The 21,341-nt window shown below is 37.3% G+C and carries 21 protein-coding genes; 12 read left to right on the forward strand and 9 right to left on the reverse strand.

Features of this window, described 5'->3' with window-relative positions:
* Window positions 1-1,296: an HAD-IB family phosphatase gene (locus tag CRT24_RS07520; protein WP_099370628.1), complete on the forward strand. Its 1,296-nt coding sequence runs from the start codon at window positions 1-3 to the stop codon at window positions 1,294-1,296.
* A gap of 303 nt (window positions 1,297-1,599) precedes the next feature.
* Here CRT24_RS07520 and CRT24_RS07525 read toward each other — a convergent pair whose 3' ends face one another.
* The 7 genes from CRT24_RS07525 to CRT24_RS07555 all read right to left on the reverse strand — a co-directional run bounded on the left by CRT24_RS07525 (window position 1,600) and on the right by CRT24_RS07555 (window position 8,042).
* Window positions 1,600-2,169: a 5-formyltetrahydrofolate cyclo-ligase gene (locus tag CRT24_RS07525; RefSeq protein WP_099370629.1), complete on the reverse strand. Its 570-nt coding sequence runs from the start codon at window positions 2,167-2,169 to the stop codon at window positions 1,600-1,602.
* 66 nt (window positions 2,170-2,235) lie between these two features.
* Window positions 2,236-2,796, reverse strand: coding sequence for an elongation factor P (gene efp / locus CRT24_RS07530; RefSeq protein WP_099370630.1), 561 nt, complete (start codon window positions 2,794-2,796; stop codon window positions 2,236-2,238).
* A gap of 50 nt (window positions 2,797-2,846) precedes the next feature.
* The gene (locus CRT24_RS07535) at window positions 2,847-3,467 is read right to left on the reverse strand and encodes an ATP-binding cassette domain-containing protein (RefSeq protein ID WP_099370631.1); all 621 of its coding nucleotides are present in this window, start codon (window positions 3,465-3,467) and stop codon (window positions 2,847-2,849) included.
* Window positions 3,468-3,485: 18 nt separating this feature from the next.
* Entirely contained in the window at window positions 3,486-4,280 is a 795-nt protein-coding gene (lpxA, locus tag CRT24_RS07540; protein WP_099370632.1) for an acyl-ACP--UDP-N-acetylglucosamine O-acyltransferase, read from the reverse strand.
* Window positions 4,281-4,291: 11 nt separating this feature from the next.
* Window positions 4,292-5,686 carry a bifunctional UDP-3-O-[3-hydroxymyristoyl] N-acetylglucosamine deacetylase/3-hydroxyacyl-ACP dehydratase gene (locus CRT24_RS07545; protein ID WP_180269084.1) on the reverse strand — a complete coding sequence of 465 codons (1,395 nt, stop codon included), beginning with the start codon at window positions 5,684-5,686 and terminating at the stop codon, window positions 4,292-4,294.
* 40 nt (window positions 5,687-5,726) lie between these two features.
* On the reverse strand, window positions 5,727-6,764 hold the full coding sequence (gene lpxD / locus CRT24_RS07550; RefSeq protein WP_099370634.1) for a UDP-3-O-(3-hydroxymyristoyl)glucosamine N-acyltransferase: 1,038 nt from the start codon (window positions 6,762-6,764) through the stop codon (window positions 5,727-5,729).
* A gap of 15 nt (window positions 6,765-6,779) precedes the next feature.
* Window positions 6,780-8,042: an HD domain-containing protein gene (locus tag CRT24_RS07555; RefSeq protein WP_257213989.1), complete on the reverse strand. Its 1,263-nt coding sequence runs from the start codon at window positions 8,040-8,042 to the stop codon at window positions 6,780-6,782.
* Between the two features lie 489 nt (window positions 8,043-8,531).
* On the opposite strand from CRT24_RS07555, the gene CRT24_RS07560 reads away from it, so the two are divergent.
* The 6 genes from CRT24_RS07560 to CRT24_RS07585 are packed head-to-tail and all read left to right on the forward strand — an operon-like array spanning window position 8,532 to window position 13,841.
* Complete coding sequence (locus CRT24_RS07560; RefSeq protein WP_099370636.1) at window positions 8,532-10,085, forward strand: PglZ domain-containing protein; 1,554 nt, start codon at window positions 8,532-8,534, stop codon at window positions 10,083-10,085.
* A gap of 12 nt (window positions 10,086-10,097) precedes the next feature.
* Window positions 10,098-10,508, forward strand: a complete 411-nt coding sequence (tsaE, locus tag CRT24_RS07565; RefSeq protein ID WP_099370637.1) for a tRNA (adenosine(37)-N6)-threonylcarbamoyltransferase complex ATPase subunit type 1 TsaE — start codon at window positions 10,098-10,100, stop codon at window positions 10,506-10,508.
* 60 nt (window positions 10,509-10,568) lie between these two features.
* Complete coding sequence (locus tag CRT24_RS07570) at window positions 10,569-11,117, forward strand: RNA polymerase sigma factor (RefSeq protein WP_099370638.1); 549 nt, start codon at window positions 10,569-10,571, stop codon at window positions 11,115-11,117.
* Window positions 11,114-11,929 carry a hypothetical protein gene (locus CRT24_RS07575; RefSeq protein WP_099370639.1) on the forward strand — a complete coding sequence of 272 codons (816 nt, stop codon included), beginning with the start codon at window positions 11,114-11,116 and terminating at the stop codon, window positions 11,927-11,929. The genes CRT24_RS07570 and CRT24_RS07575 overlap by 4 nt, the downstream gene beginning before the upstream one ends.
* Before the next feature lies 1 nt (window position 11,930).
* Window positions 11,931-12,734, forward strand: coding sequence for an outer membrane beta-barrel protein (locus tag CRT24_RS07580; protein ID WP_099370640.1), 804 nt, complete (start codon window positions 11,931-11,933; stop codon window positions 12,732-12,734).
* A gap of 60 nt (window positions 12,735-12,794) precedes the next feature.
* Window positions 12,795-13,841, forward strand: coding sequence for an ABC transporter ATP-binding protein (locus tag CRT24_RS07585; RefSeq protein ID WP_099370641.1), 1,047 nt, complete (start codon window positions 12,795-12,797; stop codon window positions 13,839-13,841).
* A gap of 2 nt (window positions 13,842-13,843) precedes the next feature.
* Here the strand turns inward: CRT24_RS07585 and CRT24_RS07590 are convergent, their stop codons facing one another.
* Window positions 13,844-14,710, reverse strand: a complete 867-nt coding sequence (locus tag CRT24_RS07590; RefSeq protein WP_099370642.1) for an alpha/beta hydrolase — start codon at window positions 14,708-14,710, stop codon at window positions 13,844-13,846.
* A 3-nt stretch (window positions 14,711-14,713) separates the two neighbouring features.
* The gene (locus CRT24_RS07595) at window positions 14,714-15,925 is read right to left on the reverse strand and encodes an alanine dehydrogenase (RefSeq protein WP_099370643.1); all 1,212 of its coding nucleotides are present in this window, start codon (window positions 15,923-15,925) and stop codon (window positions 14,714-14,716) included.
* Window positions 15,926-16,055: 130 nt separating this feature from the next.
* Between CRT24_RS07595 and CRT24_RS07600 the strand changes: the two genes are divergently transcribed.
* The 5 genes from CRT24_RS07600 (at window position 16,056) to CRT24_RS07620 (ending at window position 21,102) form a co-directional block, all read left to right on the forward strand.
* Entirely contained in the window at window positions 16,056-17,981 is a 1,926-nt protein-coding gene (locus CRT24_RS07600) for a nucleoside-diphosphate sugar epimerase/dehydratase (protein ID WP_099370644.1), read from the forward strand.
* Window positions 17,982-18,063: 82 nt separating this feature from the next.
* Window positions 18,064-18,741, forward strand: a complete 678-nt coding sequence (locus tag CRT24_RS07605; protein WP_099370645.1) for a tetratricopeptide repeat protein — start codon at window positions 18,064-18,066, stop codon at window positions 18,739-18,741.
* A gap of 97 nt (window positions 18,742-18,838) precedes the next feature.
* Window positions 18,839-19,327 (forward strand): 6,7-dimethyl-8-ribityllumazine synthase, encoded by a 489-nt coding sequence (gene ribH / locus CRT24_RS07610; protein ID WP_099370646.1) that lies wholly within the window; start codon window positions 18,839-18,841, stop codon window positions 19,325-19,327.
* Window positions 19,328-19,468: 141 nt separating this feature from the next.
* Complete coding sequence (locus tag CRT24_RS07615; protein WP_144034530.1) at window positions 19,469-20,188, forward strand: hypothetical protein; 720 nt, start codon at window positions 19,469-19,471, stop codon at window positions 20,186-20,188.
* A gap of 200 nt (window positions 20,189-20,388) precedes the next feature.
* On the forward strand, window positions 20,389-21,102 hold the full coding sequence (locus tag CRT24_RS07620; protein ID WP_099370648.1) for a class I SAM-dependent methyltransferase: 714 nt from the start codon (window positions 20,389-20,391) through the stop codon (window positions 21,100-21,102).
* Window positions 21,103-21,341: the final 239 nt, after the last annotated feature.

The following is a 21,341-nucleotide window of genomic DNA, read 5'->3' on the forward strand; positions in this document are numbered from 1 at the left end:
GTGAAAAATTATTACATCATAGACTTCGACAGCACTTTCACCCAAGTCGAGGCTCTTGACGAATTGGCAAGGATTTCTTTGGAAAATCACCCTGACCAGGAGAAAATATACCGAGAAATCGAACGTTATACTAACCTCGCCATGGAAGGAAAAATCTCCTTCCGCGAAAGTCTTGCTGGTCGTGTTAATTTATTACAGGCAAACCGCACTCATTTGGATAAGTTAATCGCTCATCTAAAGAAAAAGGTATCCAAGTCTTTCAGTAGAAATAAGGAGTTTTTCAAAGAACACTCCGATACTGCATGGATTGTCTCTGGTGGGTTTAAAGAATTTATCACACCGGTAGTAAGTCCTTATCATATCAAAAAGGAAAATATCTATGCGAATACATTCAGATTTGACGCTGAAGGCAATATTATTGGCTATGATGAAGCAAACCCCCTATCGGATGAAGGCGGAAAGGTTAAGCTCCTAAAACAACTAAATATTGATGGTAGAATATTCGGTATTGGCGATGGATATTCGGACTTTCAACTTAAAGAATCAGGTTTAATAGAAAAATTCTACGCTTTCACAGAAAACATTTCACGCCAATCGGTAACGGACAAAGCTGATCACATAGCGCCAAGCTTCGATGAATTCCTTTATGTGAATGATCTTCCAAGAGCAATTTCTTACCCTAAGAATAGAATCTTATGTCTTATCGTAGGTGATGTGCCTGAAATCGCTGCCCATATCCTCAAAAGAGATGGTTTTTCAATCCGCGTAAAGGAAACGTTGGAAGAGAAATATGTGAAAGATGTCGGAATGTTATTGCTAGCCAATGGTGAATCAATCTCAGATGATGTATTATCGCGCGCTGATAAACTAAAAACAATTGGTTATTTGGGTGATGTAAAAGGTCATTTATCCAAAGCTATTTGTAATGAAAAGGGAATTGTTGTTTTTGATGATAAAAAGAATAAAAAAAGAAATGCTGAATTTATTCCTCGCAGAATGGCAGGATTCATCAATAATGGCGATACAGACCAAAGCAGGAATTTCCCTAACCTGACATTGCCAAACCTGACTCGTGCACATAGATTATTGCATATCCATAATAACGTTCCAGGTGTCATGGCACAGATAAACAATATTTACGCTGAAAATAACATTAATATCTTTTCTCAATTTTTAATGACCAGAGGGGAGGTCGGTTATGCAGTGACAGATATTGATGCTGCTTATGATAAACAGATGTTAAAGCAACTTAAACAGGTAGACCACACTATTAAATTTAGAATTCTTTATAAATAAAGAAAGTTTTTGTCTAAAAAGCATGGATAAACTAATGTTCTGGCAGTGCCAAAATATTTATGCCATCAATAGCATTACAGGGAGTAAATAACGAAAAATTGTTTATTAAGCTTTTTAGACAAACTTTCTCATATTTTCTGGTAATTCAGAACGTATCGCTGATTGCCCAATTTCTCCATATATTTTAACCATTAACTAATAGCTTGTGGAGCTATTTGTGATAGGTTTCTTATTTAAACGCTTTATTGTTTCAATAAATTGTAAACCAAAGCTAATAATTCCAAAAACAGAGGAAATAAATCTTTAGAGGAAATATGTTTTCATTGGGGTAAAAACCACTGAAATAGGAACATCCCACTCATTGATATCGTCTATCTGTGCTATAGGTTCGAAATATGATATCCCAGTCCGTAATACTGTCGGTTTACAGGAAGCAAAAAAACGATCATAAAAACCCTTGCCATAGCCAACCCTATTTCCATTCACGTCAAATATCAGCAGAGGCGCCAATACAGCATCAATATCTTTGGGATTTACCTCGATTGATCCTTCTGGCTCTGGAATACCCCACGAGTTATGGCTTAGGATCGTATCCTTATCCAGAACATAATGCTGTAGTTGATGAGTCCTGAAATCAGATTTGGATATAACAATCTGAATGGATGGATGATTCTTCCAAATCCATTCAATAAATGGCATGGTATCAAATTCCTTGAATTTGGCAATCGCAAGATAGCAATGCAGGTATGTGATGTTGGACCAATCATAGGAAGTCAATTCTTCAAAGATCAACAAGTCCATAGCAGAGACCTGCACTTCTGTAAGTTCATTTCGCTTTTCCTTGAATATTTTCCTGAGATCTGCCTTTTTCATAGTAAAAAAAACGGCCTTGTAGCGTGGGAGCTATCAAGACCGAATAATCAACCTAAACCTAAAATCTTATTTAACACGCTCCATGTAATCACCTGTTCGCGTATCTACTTTAACTCTATCTCCTTGATTGATGAATAATGGAACTCGGATCTCAACTCCAGTTTCAACAGTAGCATTTTTCAATGCATTGGTAGATGTATCACCTTTGACTGCTGGTTCTGTATAAGTAATTTCCAATTCCACACTTGCAGGTGTTTGAGCCATAATAGCTTCTTCGCTTTCGAAAGCAACGATTACATTCATGCCTTCTTTCAAGAACCTTGCTGAATCACCAAAAAGAACCTTCGGAATGTTGAATTGCTCGTAGGTCTCGTTGTCCATAACCACGAAAAATTCACCATCTTCATATAAATATTGGTAGTCATTGGTCTCTACGCGAGCAATTTCTACCTCTTCATCTGTCCTGAATCTATATTCTACTAATTTTCCAGTCTTAACATTACGCATTCTTGCTTGATAGAATGCACGTAAGTTCCCAGGGGTACGGTGAATATAATCCTCTACCGAAACTAATTCCCCATTGAAACGAAGTATATTTCCACTTTTAACGTCTGAAGCCTTTGCCATAATTTTTCTTTATTTCTACCGCAAAAATATAAAAAAAGGTGATTATCACCTTACTTATAGTCCATTATTTGTAGATATTCATCACAAAAACTGTATTCATGTTCTTGATTTGAACCTACAATCAAAATTCGATCACTCTTGCTGCTTTCCAAAAGATTCAAATACCAACCCTCTCCTTCTTTGTCCAAATTGCTCGTCGGCTCATCCAAAAACAAAACTTGACATTCAGAACAACATGCCAAAACAAGCTTCACCCTTTGCTTCATACCTGAGGAAAAATGCCGGATCTCTTTTTGAAATGTGTGTTTTGGAAAACCTAAGGTATCCTTCACTTTCTCAACCGTAAAGGATGGAAGGATTTTTTTAAACCTAAAATGAAAATCAATCATTTCATTTAAGGTAAACTCCTCTATCAACTCAATATAAGGCGCAGCAAGACTTATCTTTTGATAAACATGTTCTGCTCCAAGCTCCACTCCCCTGTCCTCAAATCTCATTGTGCCTTCACTGGGTGCCAATGAGCCTGTCAAAACTTTTATTAGGGTGGATTTCCCAGATCCATTCGGACCTAAGATAGCATAACTGTTTCCAAAAGAAAAGGTATAATCGAGATGTCTAAAAATCCATTCCCTATCATACCTCCTACCAATATCTTGTAAAATTATATTCAAATAATCTGCTATTTTATATTAAATACCCGATTTTCCTTGCCCAAATCCCTTTACTACACCACGGTTTGAAGCCCTTACAAAACCTAAGATTTCATCCCTTAGTTCTGTTGCTTCAAATTCAGCCTCAACAATATCCAGTGCTTTACCTAAGTTACTATGTTGAACAAATAACACACGGTAGATATTTTGAATTTCATTGATCTGCTCATTTGAAAAACCTCTTCTTCTCAATCCCACAGAGTTAATCCCCGCATATGAAATAGGTTCCCTTGCCGCTTTAATATACGGAGGTACATCTTTTCTTACTAAGGTACCACCTGTTACGAAAGCATGTGATCCAATTTTACAGAATTGATGCACAGCAACCATTCCTGCAAGAACCACATAATCACCAACAGTGATATGACCTGCCAACGTACTAGAATTTGAGAAAATACAATTATCTCCAATAAAACAATCGTGGGCAATATGACTGTAAGCCTGAATTAAGCAATTCTTACCAATCACGGTACGATATCTATCCTTTGTACCTCTATTAATGGTTACACATTCACGGATTGTCGTATTATCACCGATTTCAGCAGTTGTGATCTCGCCCTCAAACTTAAGGTCCTGAGGCTCACCTGAAATCACGGCACCAGGAAAAATCTTGCAATTTTTACCAATACGCGCACCATTCATTATGGTAACATTCGAGCCTATCCAAGTACCTTCACCAATCTCTACATCCTTATGGATAGTAGAAAAAGGTTCAATAACAACATTCTGTGCAATCTTTGCCTCAGGATGTATATATGATAATGGTTGAATCATTCTAATTTTAATTATCCTTTGACCTTAACGATCTGGGCCATCAATTCTGCTTCACTTACTACTTTATCACCAACCATGCCAACTCCTTTCATCCTTGCAATTCCGCGACGGATCGGCTCCAACAACTCACAAGTGAAAATAACAGTATCCCCAGGTACAACTTGGTTCTTAAATCTCGCATTTTCAATCTTCAAGAATAATGTCAACCAGTTTTCAGGGTCAGGAACGGTGTTTAAGACCAAAATACCCCCAGTTTGTGCCATTGCCTCAATCTGCAATACACCCGGAAATAAAGGAGCACCAGGAAAATGACCCATGAACAAATCCTCGTTCATCGTCACGTTCTTAAGACCAACCACATGTGTTTCAGACAGTTCCAATATCTTGTCGATCATCAAAAATGGCTGACGATGCGGCAAAATATTCATGATTTGAACTGTATCATACACAGGAGGTGTATTGGGGTCATAAACCTTTACGTTCTTTTTATTCCTTTCACGTTTCATTTGACCTTTTATGCGTTTAGCAAATGCAACGTTTGCAGCATGTCCAGGACGTGCTGCCATAATATGGCCCTTAATTGGTTTCCCTACTAGGGCAAGGTCGCCAATCATGTCCAACAATTTATGTCTTGCAGGTTCATTCTGATAACGCAATGAAATATTGTTCAAGATACCCTCTTGAGCAACCTCAACACGCTTATGAAATAAATCCTGTAATTTATCTAACTCTCCTTCAGTAACCTCTTTGTCAACAATCACAATCGCATTCGACAAGTCTCCCCCTTTAATTAGGTTTTGACTAACTAAAGCCTCTAACTCATGTAAGAAGCAAAAAGTGCGGCTACCAGCTATCTCTTTGCTGAATTCATCCAGATTGCTCAAGGATGCATGCTGACTTCCCAAAACTGGTGAATTGAAATCAATCATGCAGGTAATACGGTAACCATCAACAGGCATCGCAACAATCTCTACTTTACTCTCTGGATCTGTATAATGTATATTATCTGTGACCTCGAAATACTCGCGGTCAGCTTCTTGATCATGAAACCCTACTTCTTGAATCTTATCGATGAAAATCGCTGAACTACCATCCAAAATAGGAACCTCAGGACCATCTATTTCTATTAAAACATTATCCAATTGCAGGCCAACTAATGCAGCCATCAAATGCTCAATCGTACTAACGGAAGCACCATTCTGTGAAATAGTAGTTCCCCTAGCCGTATTGCTCACATTGTCAGCATCAACATTGACAATTGGTTGACCCTCTAAATCTATTCTCTTGAATTTATACCAGTGATTCTCATCTGCTGGTTTCAATGTTACGTTGACCTGTTTCCCCGTGTGAAGGCCAACGCCCGAAAAATGGACATCAGATTTAATGGTTCTCTGTTTTACATTCATATCTAACATTAGTGGTTTGCAAAAAAATTATCCGGTAAAGTTAGCTATTATTTTTATCATTTAATTGCTTTTCTAACTCTGAAATGCGTTTTTCGAGTTCCGGAAGCTTCGAATATAACACTTGCGAGCGAAGCTCATTATTGTAAGGAAAAGCCGGGCTACCACCCCACTTTTTGTTCTCCTCCGTAATCGACCTATTGATCCCTGATTGTGCCTGCACTTGAGAACCTTTAGCAATCGTTATATGACCCACAACTCCGACTTGACCACCCAACACCACATTCTCAGAAATCTTGGTACTGCCAGATATACCCGTCTGTGCAGCTATAACCGTATTCGAACCTATCTCTACATTATGGGCAATCTGAATCAAGTTGTCTAATTTTACACCACTTAATATTTTTGTTGACCCAAGAGTAGCACGGTCTACAACCGTATTTGCTCCAATCTCAACATCATCCTCAATAATTACATTCCCTATCTGAGGAATCTTCTCATACGACCCATCTTCTTTAGGTGCAAAACCAAAACCATCACTTCCAATCACTGATCCAGCATGTATAATCACGCGGTTACCAATGCTGCAATCGTTATAAACTTTTACGCCCGGAAGCAAGGTTACCTGATCCCCAATCTTAACATTGTCTCCAATATATACTTGAGGATAAATCTTTACTTTATCTCCTATCACTACGTTTTTGCCGATATAACTAAAAGCGCCAACATAGATATCTTTTCCTAATGTAGTAGATTCATGAACAAATACCTGATCATCAATCCCTTGTTTATCATTTCTTAATTCATCATAAAGCTTCAAAAGCTCCGTAAAGGCAGAATAAGCATTCTTTACTCGTATCAGAGTGGATTTTACAGGCTTTTGCAAGACCAGGTCTTCGTTGATTACGATAATCCCCGCCTCAGTCTCATATATAAAGTGTTCGTACTTTGGATTCGCCAAAAAAGTAAGGCTGCTGGAACTGGCTTCTTCGATCTTGGATAACTGATCAACCATGATCTCCGGACTTCCTTCAACCCGTCCTTTTAATAATGTCGCTATTTGTTCCGCGGTAAATTGCATTCAGTAATTCTTGTGTTATATGTTAATAATTATTCTTTGGTCAGTGGGAATGAATCCAACTTCCTTGGGGTAAGTAATCGCGTATTTCTCAACCCTCCTGGATAATGATTCAATGTTGGACAAATCAGATGCCTCAGCAATATCTTTCAACTGGCCATCTTTAAACAAAACGCAGATCTTGCTCACAGATGAATCATACGCATTGTTCCCAATAACCTGTTGATATAAAAAATAGTCCAAATCTTCTTCACCAATCTTGAACCGATCCATAATTCGTTCCTTCAGTTCCAAAACATAATCCGCTGAAAATGGGGTATTGCTCAATTCCGTACGGAATAGTTCCCTATGGATCAACTTAGAACATAACGCACTTAAAATCAAATCGTCATGATCTGCCCAAATCTTAATAGCCGATAAAATATCAGTGTCGTCTAAACGAGTGAACCAGGCTAAATGCGACTCATCCGAAAGAAATGTTTCTTTATCGATTTTATTGTTCAAGAAATGATCTAAGGCAGGGGTAGCAAATAGTTTTACTCCTCCATTGCTCAACTCCTTAGCTCTAGTAAGGGCCTTAATCATCATCTGCTCCGCAGTAATGACTGTTTTGTGCAAATATACTTGCCAATACATCAATCTCCTTGCGATCAGAAACTTTTCAACTGAATAAATCCCCTTAGCCTCAACAACCAACTCATCATCCTTCACATTCAGCATCTTGATAATACGGTCGAAGGAAATTACCCCTTCAGAAACTCCCGTAAAGAAACTATCTCTGTTCAAATAATCCATCCTATCTGTATCCAACTGGCTCGAAACCAATTGATGCAGAAATTTTCGATGATATTGATCGTTAAATATGGTGATGGCCAGGTTTAGTCGACCATTAAATTCTGTATTCAACTTATCCATCAACAGTGCGGAGATAAGTTCATGCGAAACTCCTTCGACTAGTGTATGCTCGAGAGAATGTGAGAATGGGCCATGCCCTACATCATGCAGCAGAATTGCCGCTAATGCTGCTTCTTCTTCAGCCTCGGAAATTTCAACATCTTTACCCCTGAGCGTTTCGATGGCTAAGCTCATCAAGTGCATAGCACCTACAACATGCTGAAAGCGAGTATGTAATGCCCCAGGATAAACCAAATGAGTCATACTAACCTGCTTTATGTAACGCAGTCTTTGCAAGTAGGGATGTTGAATCAGGTCATAAATAAACCCTGACGGAATCGTTACAAAACCGTAGACGGGGTCATTTATAATTTTTTTCTTGTTCAAATGCCTAAAATAGTGATTAAATATCTTGCCAAATCTGCAGGTATTATGCTGTATATTATGGCTAAGATACGGGCAAAGATACATACATGGTACTTAATAAATGTTAAAAAAAAACCAAAAAGAATTAAAACCACTGCAATATGTAATGTTTAACCAACAAAACTCAGGAAAATTGGCAACCTCAAACCTTTTATCAAAACAAAATACACCCCCAATATGCATAGTAATTTCTTTTAGAATATATCCCTGATCTTATCCGACTCTTGTTCCACTCTCCGTCCTCTCTCATTCGGACCTTGGTCGGACCTCGTTCGGCGATGTTCCGAACAAGGTCCGAACAAGGTCCGAACAACCTGCGAACAAAAGAGGAACAAGAGTCGAACAAGACCCCTATTTGACACCTTTCTAAAACCACTTGCCTAAATACTAATCACTTTCTACAAAATACTATCAGAAAAGCCGTAAATTAGCCCATATAAGGAAAGACACATGCAGAAAATACATATACTTTGGGCTGATGATGAAATTGAGTTCCTAAAGCCTCACATTTTATTATTGGAACATAAAGATTATAAGGTTAAAACCGTAAACAATGGCTCGGATGCCGTAGAAGCATTTCAGAACGAGCCCTTTGATTTGGTATTTCTGGATGAAAACATGCCTGGATTGACTGGACTTGAAACATTGGACAAATTAAAAGCCATCAACCCTTCAATACCCACTATTTTGGTTACCAAAAATGAGGAAGAGCACCTGATGGAAGATGCTATCGGAGCTAAAATAGACGATTATTTAATCAAACCTGTAAACCCGAAACAGATTCTCTTGACCATCAAAAAGTTTACGGAGAATAAACGTTTGATTTCTGAAAGAACATCCATGGCCTATCAGCAAGATTTTCGAGAATTGGGCATGCGCATGAATAATAACCTAAATTATCAACAATGGATCGAAGCCTATAAAAAACTGCTGTATTGGGAACTTTCTTTAGAAAAACTTGAAGATGCAGGGATGCACGAAATATTGACCATGCAAAAGTCGGAAGCAAATTTATTGTTCTCGAAGTTTATTGAAAAAGAATATTTGAATTGGACCAAAAACCCTGAAAACGGTCCAATATTGTCTCACCAGCTTTTCAAGACTAAGGTATTCCCTAAAATGGAACCTGAAAAACCTACCTTCTTTTTTTTAATCGACAATTTGAGATATGATCAATGGAAAGTTATCAATGAAGTAATGACCGATTATTATCGTGTAGAAGAAGAAGACAGTTACTATAGTATACTCCCTACAGCAACTCAATATGCACGGAATGCAATATTCAGCGGGTTGACACCCTTAGAAATGGAAAAAAGATTTCCTAATGAATGGCAAAATGATGATGATGAAGGTGGAAAAAACCTATATGAAGATGTTTTTCTAGCTGATCAGATTAAAAGAGTTTATCGTAGAGATATCAAACATAGTTATACCAAAGTAATTACGATGGACCAAGGAAAAGATGTGTTGGAGAACATCAATAAATACATGCTGAATGATCTGAATGTATTGGTCTATAACTTTGTAGATATGCTTTCCCATGCACGTACGGACATGGCTATGATCAGAGAATTGGCAAATGATGAAGCAGCATATAGGTCTTTGACTCTTTCTTGGTTTGAACACTCCCCTTTGTTGGATGTTCTGAAATGGTTGTCCCAAAAAAATGTTCGGGTAATCATCACAACTGATCATGGGACAATTAGGGTTAAAAAACCAAGTAAGATAATTGGTGACCGCAACACGAACACGAACTTAAGATACAAACAAGGCAAAAACCTCAATTACATAGAAAAGGATGTATTTATAATCAAAAACCCTTTGGAAGCACAGCTACCTCGAGTACATGTCAGCTCGACTTATGTATTCGCCAAGGAAGATACGTATTTCGTATATCCTAATAACTACAATCAGTTTGTTAACTATTTCAATGGAACATTTCAGCATGGAGGTATATCCTTGGAAGAAATGATTATTCCATTTATCACCTACAGTCCAAAATAATTCAAAAATCTAATGGAGTTTAAAGTTGCTAATCCTGAAGCTTTGCCTGATGCTGCCAAATGGCTAATAGACAATGCAAGTGACAAAAGAGTATTTGTTTTTCAAGCACCAATGGGTGCCGGAAAAACTACATTTATTAAAGCAATTTGTGATTTTCTGAACGTTGAGGATAGTACTTCTAGCCCAACTTTTTCCATTGTAAATGAATATAGCTCAGCGCAGGGGCCAATATATCATTTTGATTTCTATCGATTGAAAAATGAACAAGAGGCTTTTGACTTAGGATATGAGGAATATTTTTATTCCGACAACTATTGTTTTATAGAATGGCCAGAGAAAATCCCTAATTTAATTCCTGAAGACGCAGCCATTGTTCAAATAGAAGTAGCTGATGACCAGAGCAGAACGATAAAATTGAATTAATTTTTTATTCTGTTGCAACCCTTTTAGGCCAACCCGCGTCTTAAAATAAACCAGATTACATTGGAGCCTAATAACGTTATACATATATGGGAGAGATGCAAGTCGAATGAACGACAGGCTCAATCGGAGCTGTATAATTTATTTGCATCCAAGATGTACGCGTTGTGCTTGCGATACGCAAGAGACCAAGATGAAGCAAACGACATGCTACAGAATGGATTTATCAAGGTCTTTAGCAAATGTGAAATGTATGAAGGTAAAGGTTCATTGGAAGGTTGGATACGAAGAGTCATGGTCAATACGGCTATAGAAAGCCTCAGAAAGAACAAGATCCAATTTCTTTCAACAGATCAATTGACTGCTAGGGAAATGGAGTTCTCAAGTACAGCTTCATTAAATCACCTGGACTACAAAGATCTACTGAACCTTATTAAAAGACTTCCGATGGGATATCGGACGGTATTTAATCTGTACGCCATAGAGGGGTACAATCACAAGGAGATTTCAGAAATGTTGAACATATCAGAAGGCAGTTCAAAATCTCAGCTCTCAAGAGCAAGAAATTGGCTCAAAGAGCGTATTCAAAAAATGGAGGAATTAGGAATATGAAAGATCAAGATCTAGACAAAATGTTTTCTGATAGTCTGAAAGACCAAGAAGCAACTCCACCTGCTTCAGTATGGCAGGGAATTGAATCCAAACTGGACGAAACTAAAGTAATACCAATGAAACCTAAGCTGAATTGGCAGGTTTGGGCAATTGGTGCTTGCTTATTAATCGCTCTTGGAATCGGCCTGAATATGCCTGATCGAATACTCAATAATGAAACTGTTCGACCTCAGTTAGCTAGCAAAGAAGTAAATCAAGTGGAAAAACTTCCAAATGAAGATCAGCAGAAATTGGAATTTCCTTCGACAACCATCAATCAGCCAGTTGAAAAAGTGATTTCACAGAGGAAAGAATCAGTTTTAGCCGAATCTAAGAATCCCGCACTTGAAGGTACGATAGCTATTGAAAAAACTATAGCAAAAACTGACGAAGCGAAACTAGATAGATTAGCTGATTCTAGAAACAGGTTAGCTTTGAGTGAAACGAAGAAATCTTATGAAAAGATTGCTCCAGCTAGTGAAATGGAAGTTATTAATGCCATCGTATTGAACGAAATTGACCAAAACAAGGTTGAACTGAGTGCCATAGAGGTTGCACCTATCCAACCATTGGTAAACATTATTGAAAACGAAGATGTCATGTATGCAGAAGTCAAACAGCAGCCGAAAAAGAAACAAACCATTTTCACCAATATTTTAAACAACATTGCCGAAAACATAAACCCATCAAATAAAACTGTCAAATTCAGCAGTGATGACGAGGGTACCATAAAAGTAGATTTATTTAACAGTATTGCAAAAACCAGAAGATAACATGAATATTAAAAACTATTTATTGACCATTGCTTCAATAGCATTTATTGGGAGTAGCGCATCTGCACAGATCGTTTATAAAAAGGAAAAAAATGACTCTACAGACAGCAAATCCTATTCTTTGAGTATCGGTAAAGTAGATGAGGAGGATAAAGATTCCATCAAAAAGGAGATAACCTACCCAAGATCTTATGGAGGGATAACCTTTACACGTGTTGACTGGGGTTTCTCAAGGTTATCTGACGAGGGTAGTTTCACATTATCTGAAGAAAAACAGTTCATGAGCTATAAAAGATCATCAAACTTCGGTTTTGATATTGCTCAATATGGAATCAGGTTTTCAGATCAGTTTAAAGTTTATTTATCAGCAGGTTTTGAGTGGAATTATTGGAGATTGAAGCAGAATATCCAATTATTGGAAAATACCTCGCCAATAGATTATGTGGAGCTGGATGAGTCTGCGAACTATTCTAAAAATGTAATTACATCCACTTACTTAAGGTTACCCCTATCATTTGAACTTAGAAGCAAACAATTGGAAAATGGAAAACGTGTAAAATTGGCATTCGGTGCAATGACAGGGATTTTGCTAAAAGGAACACAACGTTTAAAAAGTGATGCAAATGGCAAGCAGAAATTCAAAGACAACTATAACTTACAGACTTTTCAGTACGGTCCTTTTGTGAGGATAGGATATGATAATCTAGGTTTGTTTGCTAAATATTATATGAATGATTTGTTTGAGAAAAGCCCTGAACAAGAAGGTCTGAGAAATCTAACATTTGGATTAACCCTAGGTTTTTAATAGCAAAAACGATTCATAAACTGTATTTTTGTGTCGGGTTCAAAAAACCCGACATTTTTTATGGCTCAACAATCTAAGTCTTGTCAATATATATTTTCTGATGTTCAAAAGCCTGATCTTCCATTGATCCATGGATCGGATGTGTCGACTGTTTTTGATGGGAAAGTGCTGGTTACGGCAGTAAACCGGGTCAGCTATGGCATTGAGGAAGGCAAAATAACCGCCATAATCGGAGAATCAGGAAGTGGAAAGAGTACTTTGTTGAAATTGATCTATGGATTATTGGAACCAAGTACCGGTGAAGTGCGATATCGAGGTTGGTTAGTTCCTACAAGAAAAGACAAGTTGATTCCAGGTCATGACGCCATGAAATTGGTTTCCCAAGGTTTTGACGATTTGAATCTTTACGCCAAGGTTTGGGATAATGTGGCATCTCAATTATCAAACACGAATCTGGAACTGAAAGCCAAACGTACTCAGGAAGTTTTGGAACAATTAAGAATTGACCACTTGGCTCAGAAAAGAGTGGCAGACCTTAGTGGTGGTGAAAAACAGCGGGTTGCCATCTCTAGAGCTTTGATCAATGATCCTGAAGTATTGTTGATGGATGAACCTTTTAACCAAGTTGACGCTGCATTCAGGGACGAATTGCAACAGGATATCCAGAACATAGTAGCCAGAACTGGGCTTACCGTTATTTTGGTATCTCATGACCCTGCAGAAGTTCTGGCAATGTCTGATTACCTTTTGGTCATGAAAGCTGGAGAAATTGCAGATTATGGAAAACCAAAGGAATTATACTCCAAACCCAATACTCCTTATACGGCCAGATTGTTGGCAAAAAGCAATATCCTTTCAGCAAACAAAGCTAAGGTTTTGGGAATTGATACTGGCTCTCTCATATCCATCTTACAAGAGAATATAAATATTGAATCAGATGACAATGGCTCATTTTGGATAAAGGATATCAAGTTTCGAGGTTTTTATAATGAGCTGATTGTTGGAAATGATGATTTAACTTTACATACCGTTCAATTTCCAAAAAAAGAGACCAAAAAAAATACGAGAATCAAAATTCTCGTATCTTCTTATCATTCCTTTAAATAGAATTATTTCTTAACAGTCTGTAACCATTCCATCATGGCTGCAAACCAATCTCTACTGTCAGTTTTATTGATCAGCCCAAACCCGTGTCCACCTTCTTCATAGGTGAATAGCGTATTGGGAATATTATATGAATTCAATGCTTTCTGATATCTATAGCTATTTTCAATAGGCACAGCTTTGTCATCCTTTGCACTCATCAAAAAAGTAGGCTGATTAGTTTCATCCACTTGTTTTTCTAATGAAAATAATTCAACATCTTCTGCTTTAAATTCGGGACCTATTAGATTTTGTTTTGATCCTTGATGCGTTACACCTTCTTCCATGGTTAGCACTGGGTAACAAAGGACTGAATAATCAGGTCTCAAATTTGCTTTTTCCAAATAAGGTGTTTGTGGATGTTCGAAAAGATTGGAAAGAGATCCTGCAAGGTGACCCCCAGCTGAGAAACCAATTACAACAACCTGTTTTTCAGGATTTTCTTCACGAATCTGTGCTATAGCATATTGAGCATCCTGTAAAGGTCCAAACTTTTTATTGCTCATAGTCTCCTCTTTAGGAATTCTATAAAGCAATACATATGCAGAATATCCCAAATCATTTAATCTTTTTGCAACATCATGCCCTTCATGGTTTATCGCTACCCCGGCATATCCACCACCCGGTATCACCAAAAACACCAAATCTTTTTGGTCTTGTTCTGCTTTATGAACGTAAAGTTTAGGTTTATCCAGTTCTTCCAGACTTTCAACTTTTACCTTTGCGCCAGGAATTTCTTCCGTACCATATAAATATCTCATTTGCCCGGTATCTTGGGCTTTAGTATGCCATGCAATCATGCTCAGAATAAAAAGGATTAAATAGTTTTTCATAGTTTATAAATTTGCCATCACGATCAGGTTGAGATCTTTGCAAGGGATCTGAAACTTTTCGCTCATGTCTTTATTAGTTAGGTTTCCGTGGTATAGATAGATGGCACTTCGAATGCCTTGGTTTGCCCAGATCATATTGTTCATGCCACCAGCTTCTCCAATTTCAATCAATATTGGAGTAAAAATATTGGTTAGTGCATAAGTGGCAGTCCTGGCAACCCTAGAGGCGATATTAGGCACACAATAGTGTATAACATCGTATTTTCTGAATGTAGGTTTCTCATGGTTAGTGACCTCAGAAGTTTCAAAAACACCACCTTGGTCAATACTTACATCTATCAAAACTGAATTCGGTTTCATCTTGGAAACGGTATCTTCAGAAATCAAGCATGGTGTCCTGCCGTTTTTGGCCCTTACAGCTCCAATCACGACATCACATGTTTTAACGGCTTTATTGAGAACGATTGGTTGGACCACAGATGTGAAAACTCTGCTACCAACATTACTCTGCAACCTTCTTAATCTGTAAACAGAACTATCGAATACTTTTACTTGCGCGCCTAAAGCAATGGCTGTCCTAGCAGCAAATTCCCCAACTGTTCCAGCACCGATAATGACCATTTCAGTTGGAGGTACTCCAGTAACCCCGCCTAGCATCAGCCCTTTTCCATCAAATACGTTAGAAAGATATTCTGCAGCTATTAAAACAGAGGTGGCTCCCACGATTTCGCTCATTGCCCTTACAACGGACAAATGTCCACCTTCATCTTGGAGATATTCAAAAGATAGAGCAGTGATTTGTTTTTTCATTAATGCTTTAAGAACATTCAGGTCCATTAAGGAGGGTTGTTGAGAACTGAATAGAACCTGACGGTTCTTCATTAATTCTACTTCCTTCAATGTTGGACTGGAAATTTTTATGATCAAATCAGCTTTATATACTTCCTTTTTGTCATAAACAATGCGTGCTCCTTGTTCACTGTAATGATGATCTTGGAAATTGGAGGCATCACCGGCTCCAGATTCAAGAATGATATCATGTCCATTTTCCACCAACAAACCTACAGACAGAGGAGTCAATGGAATTCGATTTTCCTGAAAGGTATTTTCCTTAGGAATACCAATGGTCAAACTGCCTTTTTTTCGATCTTTAGACAGCAAAGCTTCTTTAGGTTGTAAGACCCCTTCTTGGGCTAATTTTGATACATTTATCATTTACTTAAATATAATGCAAGTTAAAAATACACAATAAATTTTCAACAAATAAACCCTAAACGATTATATTTGGTTTAAATTAGATTATATGAAAGATAATAATCGGAAGTTTATAAACTAACCTGTTACAATGAGAATAATTAAGCCGTTGAATCACATTAAGATAGTTCCAAGATGGATTATTTTTATGTTCGACATAGCTGTTTCTGCCTGTGCATTTTTACTTGCATTCACGCTTTACAATAATTTTAATGTTGATTCTTTTTCAAAGTTAGACTTCTCTGTGGAATTTTTATTCTGTATGACCCTGACTGCGATTTCATTTTTAGTATTCAAGCTTTATAGTGGTATTGTGAGGTACACTTCTGCAGTAGATTCGATCCGGATCTTATCTACTATTGTGTTCACCTCGATAATCATGTTTATAGCCAAACTGATCTTTATCGCGTTACAAATACAGATCAACATCCCTACAAATCTCATTATTATTTATGCCCTGTTTGCATTTACAGGACTCACTACCTATCGTACTTGTATTAAGATCTTTTTCCAATACACTAAGTCGACAAGGAATGGTCGGAAAAATGCAATCGTATATGGAGCTGGAGATTTGGGAATTGCAGTAAAACGTACTTTTGAACATGATTTCAGATCTGAAAAAACAATAGTTGCCTATATCGATGATAATGAGGAAAAAATTGGAAAATCAATTGATGGGTTAAAGATTTATGGTTCTAAAGATTTTCTAAGGGCAGTTCATAAATTTGGTGTTGATGAGTTGATTATCGCTTCTTCCAATATCGATATTGAAGTCAAGAACAATATTATTGACCAAGCATTGGAGCATAATGTTACAGTCTTGACATTGCCACCAGTAAGTAAAATCATAAATGGTGACCTCTCGCCTTCTCAGATAAAGCAAATCAAGATTGAAGATTTATTGGAGAGAGCTCCTATTCAAATATCCAACGAAAAGTTATTGGATCAATTGCGCGGAAAAAGAGTATTGGTCACAGGTGCTGCGGGATCTATCGGAAGCGAAATTTCTAAACAGTTAGGACGCTACGAACCTCAAATGATCATTTTATGTGATCAAGCTGAATCTCCACTGCATAATCTTCAATTAGATCTTCAGGATCAGTTTAAGAATCAAATCTATCATACTTTTATTGCTGACATTCGTAGCGAAGAAAGAATGAGATTGTTGTTTGAAAATTTCAAGCCTCATTATGTTTATCATGCTGCTGCATATAAGCATGTACCTATGATGGAGAACCATCCTAGTGAAGGAGTTAAAACAAATGTATTCGGCACCTACCTGTTATCAAATTTAGCTGTTGAGTTTGATGTTCAAAAATTCGTTTTTGTTTCGACCGACAAAGCAGTTAACCCAACGAATGTGATGGGTGCTACTAAAAGAATTGCTGAAAAATATGTTCAGTCTTTGAACAATTACCTTACTACGGTTAATGGCATTAAATCTACGCGTTTCATCACAACGCGGTTCGGGAATGTTTTGGGTTCAAACGGATCAGTAATCCCTAGGTTTAAGGACCAAATAGAAAAGGGTGGCCCTGTTACGGTTACCCATCCTGATATTACAAGATATTTTATGACTATCCCTGAGGCTTGTCAATTAGTTATCGAGGCTGGCAATATGGGTAATGGGGGTGAGATTTTCGTTTTTGATATGGGCAAATCCGTTAAAATTGTGGACTTGGCCAAGAAAATGATCAGATTGTCTGGATTTACGCCATTTAAAGATATCGACATCAAATTCACAGGTCTTAGACCAGGCGAGAAATTATATGAAGAGTTGTTGAATGACCTTGAGAACACGATGCCTACACATCATGAAAAAATCATGATCGCCAAAGTTAGAGAGAATGACTTTGAATTGGTAAAAAATGAAATTCATGTGCTTTCAAAGGAATTAAACAGCAACAACAACCTCAATATTGTTAGACAGATGAAGGTCATGGTACCTGAATTCAAAAGCCAAAATTCTATTTATGAACAATTGGATAAGGAAAAAATGGTCAATATCAACTCTTAATGCTGTTAAATATTTTTCCTAAGTTATTGCAAGTATTCTTTAAAAGTGTATTTTTGCGTTCCGTAATCTATTAAAACAAAGAATGTCACAAAATAATCAAAGCGGTTCTTCAGCGGTAAAAACAGGGCCGAAGAAATCATTTTTTCAAGAAAATGAAAAGAGTATCATCTTTATCGTAGCAGGTATCATTGTATTGATCTTGTTATATTTTGGGTACCAAAAATTATACTTAGCACCTAGAGCTGAGAAAGCTGCAAACCAAATGTACCAAGCAGAGTACTACGCAACGATCGATTCATTACAAAACAAAGCGATTGAAGGCGATGGTTCATTCCCAGGTTTCAAAGAAATAGCAGATGAGTATTCTAACACTAAATCAGCAAACATTGCAAACGCTTATTTAGGAGGTTTATATTTGCGTCAAAAGAACTTCAAAGAAGCGATCAAATACTTAGAGCAATATTCTGAAACAGGAAGTGAAATTCTTGACCCATTGATTATTGGTCTTTTGGGAGATGCATATTCAGAAGAAAAAATTTACGATAAGGCAGCAACTATCTACAAGAAAGCTGCAGATAAGAGCAAAAACGGCTATACTACTCCATTATTCCTTAAGAAATTAGGATTGGTTTATGAGGAGTTGAACGACTTCAAGAACGCAGAGGCAGCATACCAAAGAATCAGGGAAGAATATCCTGAGAGTGTTGAATCTACTTCAATCGAAAGTTTTATTGCTCGCGTTCAAGCAAAACAACAGTAGTTTTCTGGATACCAATAGTTCAAAGCTAATCAACAAAAATATTTTAATTAACTTTGAGGGCTACCCTTTGGTAGCCCTTTTTATTTAATGTTATAGTATGTCAAGTACGTTAAAAAACCTTTCAGACTTTTCACATCTTCAAGTGGGGAATGCTGAGAATTTAAAGTTTGCGATTGTAGTTTCTCAATGGAATGCACAGATTACTGGCGCCCTATTGAACGGTGCGTATAAAGGATTGTTGGATCACGGAGCTAAGGACGAAAACATTGAACTTATTGAGGTTCCCGGCAGTTATGAGCTTATCTCAGGAAGTGATATTGCTTTACGCAATGCTGAATTGGATGCTGTTATTACTTTAGGTTGTGTAATTCAAGGTGAAACCCGCCATTTTGACTTTATCTGTGATGCTGTTGCAAACGGTATCGCAAATGTGGGGATAAAATATAATAAACCTGTAATTTTTGGGGTATTAACAACCGACAATGAACAACAGGCATTGGATAGAGCTGGAGGAAAACACGGAAACAAAGGAGAAGAGGCTGCCATTACGGCAATCCAAATGGCTTTAATACATAAAAATCATTAGTGGTATTGTTTTTGATAACTGGGAGGTTATGAAACATTTTGCACATACGGACAACGCAACTCAATCATTCCCAATTTGATTTTGGGGTTGCAAGTTATTGCACGTAGTGTCACCCTCTCATATATCATAAAAATCAGTATTATGAAACAAGGAAAGAATATAGTTTACTATATCTATTTAATATTTGCTGTCTTAGCATTTTCACCAACCTTGATGTTGGCACAATCTAACAGCATTATTGACAAAATTTGGACCGGCGTAGGCGGTAAGAACAAATGGGAAAGCACAAAATACCTTATGTTCACCGTTTCAGGGAACAGCAAGTATCCTTCTATCAGCGGTAGCAGAAAGTTCTTATTGGACAAACAAACAGGGAATGTTCGTTTTGAAGGAACATTGAACAATGAAAATGTAGTCGCCTTATTGAATGTTCAGAACCAAAAATTAAATCATGTATTTGATGAAAATGGTGCTGAAGTGTCATTACAAGAATATAAAGAAGTATTGCCAGATCTAATTGGTCAATATAATATAGACTTGAAAGTATTGTCTTTGCCTATTAGCATTATGGCATCCAATATTAGTTCACAATCCAGCAACAAGATCATCAATGCGGAGAAACTACAGAAACTGGATTTCTCAAACTTCTTGGGTAACTCTGGGAGTTTCTACGTAAGTGAAGAATCTGGCTTGGTGAAAAGATTGGATTTGGACAACAAAAGCTATTTAGTGAATGGCTATAAGGATGTTGGGAATGGATTGATCCTTCCTACCACATTTAAAGGCAGCGGCGACAGCATTACCTACCAAAAGGTAGCATCCTTTACGGAAATGGAGCCTGAGAAATTTAAGGAGTTCTAAACTCCCATACACAACGAAAAAGACGTCTTTAGGGACGTCTTTTTTATTTTGTATGGGGTTAGACAAAAGACATTAGACAATAGACATTAGAACAGTCAGGATCGAAATCACAAATTCATTGGATTATTCGTAAATTTACTATAGCGGTGGTCGCAATTCGAAGGGACTATCGAAGTCTATAGTTTACCAATTTAAATAAGATGAAAAAATCAACGCTTGAAGAAATAGAACAACGGTTTGATGCTGATGTTGAACGGTTTTCGGATTTGAATACCAGTCAGGCGAATACGCTTGATGCGGTCTTCAATATGGAGCTCATCACTGATGGTATTCAAAAGGTATATCCGGATCTTAAAAACATCTTAGATATTGGTTGCGGCGCCGGTAACTATGCTATAAAAACCTTAATGAAGACCAATAACAAGGTGAATGTAGATTTGGTTGACCTTAGTCAAAACATGTTGGATAGAGCAAAAGAGAGAGTTCAGGAATATACATCAGGCCAAGTTAATATCTACAAAGGGGATTTTAGAACAGTTGAACTGGAGGACGGAAAATACGACGTTATTATTGCTACGATGGTTCTCCACCATCTTCGCGACGATAAGGATTGGGAAAGGGCTTTCAAAAAGTTATTTGGTCTTCTTAAGAAAGGTGGCAGTATTTGGATTTTGGACATGGTCCAGCAAAACAGTCCAGAAGTCCAAGAGTTTATTTATAATGAAAGGTATGGAGCGTTCTTGACTGACTTAAAGGATAAGGAATATCAAGAACATGTATTCGCCTATATTGAAAAAGAAGACTCACCAAGACCATTAGTATACCAATTGAATTTATTGGAGAAAGTTGGTTTTAATAAAGTTGATGTACTACATAAACATTTATGCTTTGCTTCTTTTATGGGGTTCAGGTAGTTTTTAGACATTAGACATTAGACATTAGACAGGGTATGGTTTGCTAGTGTCTTCATCCAAAAAGCCGTTAACATGCCACATCTACGGCGTTAGGTTCTTGGGAGATTTCAATGCTATAGATATTACATGAATACAGTATTTAAGAAGGATTTCATGGCCCTGGCATTTAACCCCGATGGGGTTTTCTAGCCGTGGCAGGTGTCCCCACCTGCCACTGAAAATAATCCAATGGCCATTTT

This window comes from Sphingobacterium sp. 1.A.5 (genome assembly GCF_002734235.1).
Lineage (GTDB): Bacteria > Bacteroidota > Bacteroidia > Sphingobacteriales > Sphingobacteriaceae > Sphingobacterium > Sphingobacterium daejeonense.

Excerpts from the sequence above, each read along its gene's own strand:
- CRT24_RS07525 (WP_099370629.1), bottom strand. The coding sequence starts at position 2,169 with ATGAAAAAGGCAGATCTCAGGAAAATATTCAAGGAAAAGCGAAATGAA.
- efp (WP_099370630.1), bottom strand. The coding sequence starts at position 2,796 with ATGGCAAAGGCTTCAGACGTTAAAAGTGGAAATATACTTCGTTTCAAT.
- lpxA (WP_099370632.1), bottom strand. The coding sequence starts at position 4,280 with ATGATTCAACCATTATCATATATACATCCTGAGGCAAAGATTGCACAG.
- CRT24_RS07545 (WP_180269084.1), bottom strand. The coding sequence starts at position 5,686 with ATGAATGTAAAACAGAGAACCATTAAATCTGATGTCCATTTTTCGGGC.
- lpxD (WP_099370634.1), bottom strand. The coding sequence starts at position 6,764 with ATGCAATTTACCGCGGAACAAATAGCGACATTATTAAAAGGACGGGTT.
- CRT24_RS07560 (WP_099370636.1), top strand. The coding sequence starts at position 8,532 with ATGCAGAAAATACATATACTTTGGGCTGATGATGAAATTGAGTTCCTA.
- tsaE (WP_099370637.1), top strand. The coding sequence starts at position 10,098 with ATGGAGTTTAAAGTTGCTAATCCTGAAGCTTTGCCTGATGCTGCCAAA.
- CRT24_RS07575 (WP_099370639.1), top strand. The coding sequence starts at position 11,114 with ATGAAAGATCAAGATCTAGACAAAATGTTTTCTGATAGTCTGAAAGAC.
- CRT24_RS07580 (WP_099370640.1), top strand. The coding sequence starts at position 11,931 with ATGAATATTAAAAACTATTTATTGACCATTGCTTCAATAGCATTTATT.
- CRT24_RS07585 (WP_099370641.1), top strand. The coding sequence starts at position 12,795 with ATGGCTCAACAATCTAAGTCTTGTCAATATATATTTTCTGATGTTCAA.
- CRT24_RS07590 (WP_099370642.1), bottom strand. The coding sequence starts at position 14,710 with ATGAAAAACTATTTAATCCTTTTTATTCTGAGCATGATTGCATGGCAT.
- CRT24_RS07595 (WP_099370643.1), bottom strand. The coding sequence starts at position 15,925 with ATGATAAATGTATCAAAATTAGCCCAAGAAGGGGTCTTACAACCTAAA.
- CRT24_RS07600 (WP_099370644.1), top strand. The coding sequence starts at position 16,056 with ATGAGAATAATTAAGCCGTTGAATCACATTAAGATAGTTCCAAGATGG.
- CRT24_RS07605 (WP_099370645.1), top strand. The coding sequence starts at position 18,064 with ATGTCACAAAATAATCAAAGCGGTTCTTCAGCGGTAAAAACAGGGCCG.
- ribH (WP_099370646.1), top strand. The coding sequence starts at position 18,839 with ATGTCAAGTACGTTAAAAAACCTTTCAGACTTTTCACATCTTCAAGTG.
- CRT24_RS07615 (WP_144034530.1), top strand. The coding sequence starts at position 19,469 with ATGAAACAAGGAAAGAATATAGTTTACTATATCTATTTAATATTTGCT.
- CRT24_RS07620 (WP_099370648.1), top strand. The coding sequence starts at position 20,389 with ATGAAAAAATCAACGCTTGAAGAAATAGAACAACGGTTTGATGCTGAT.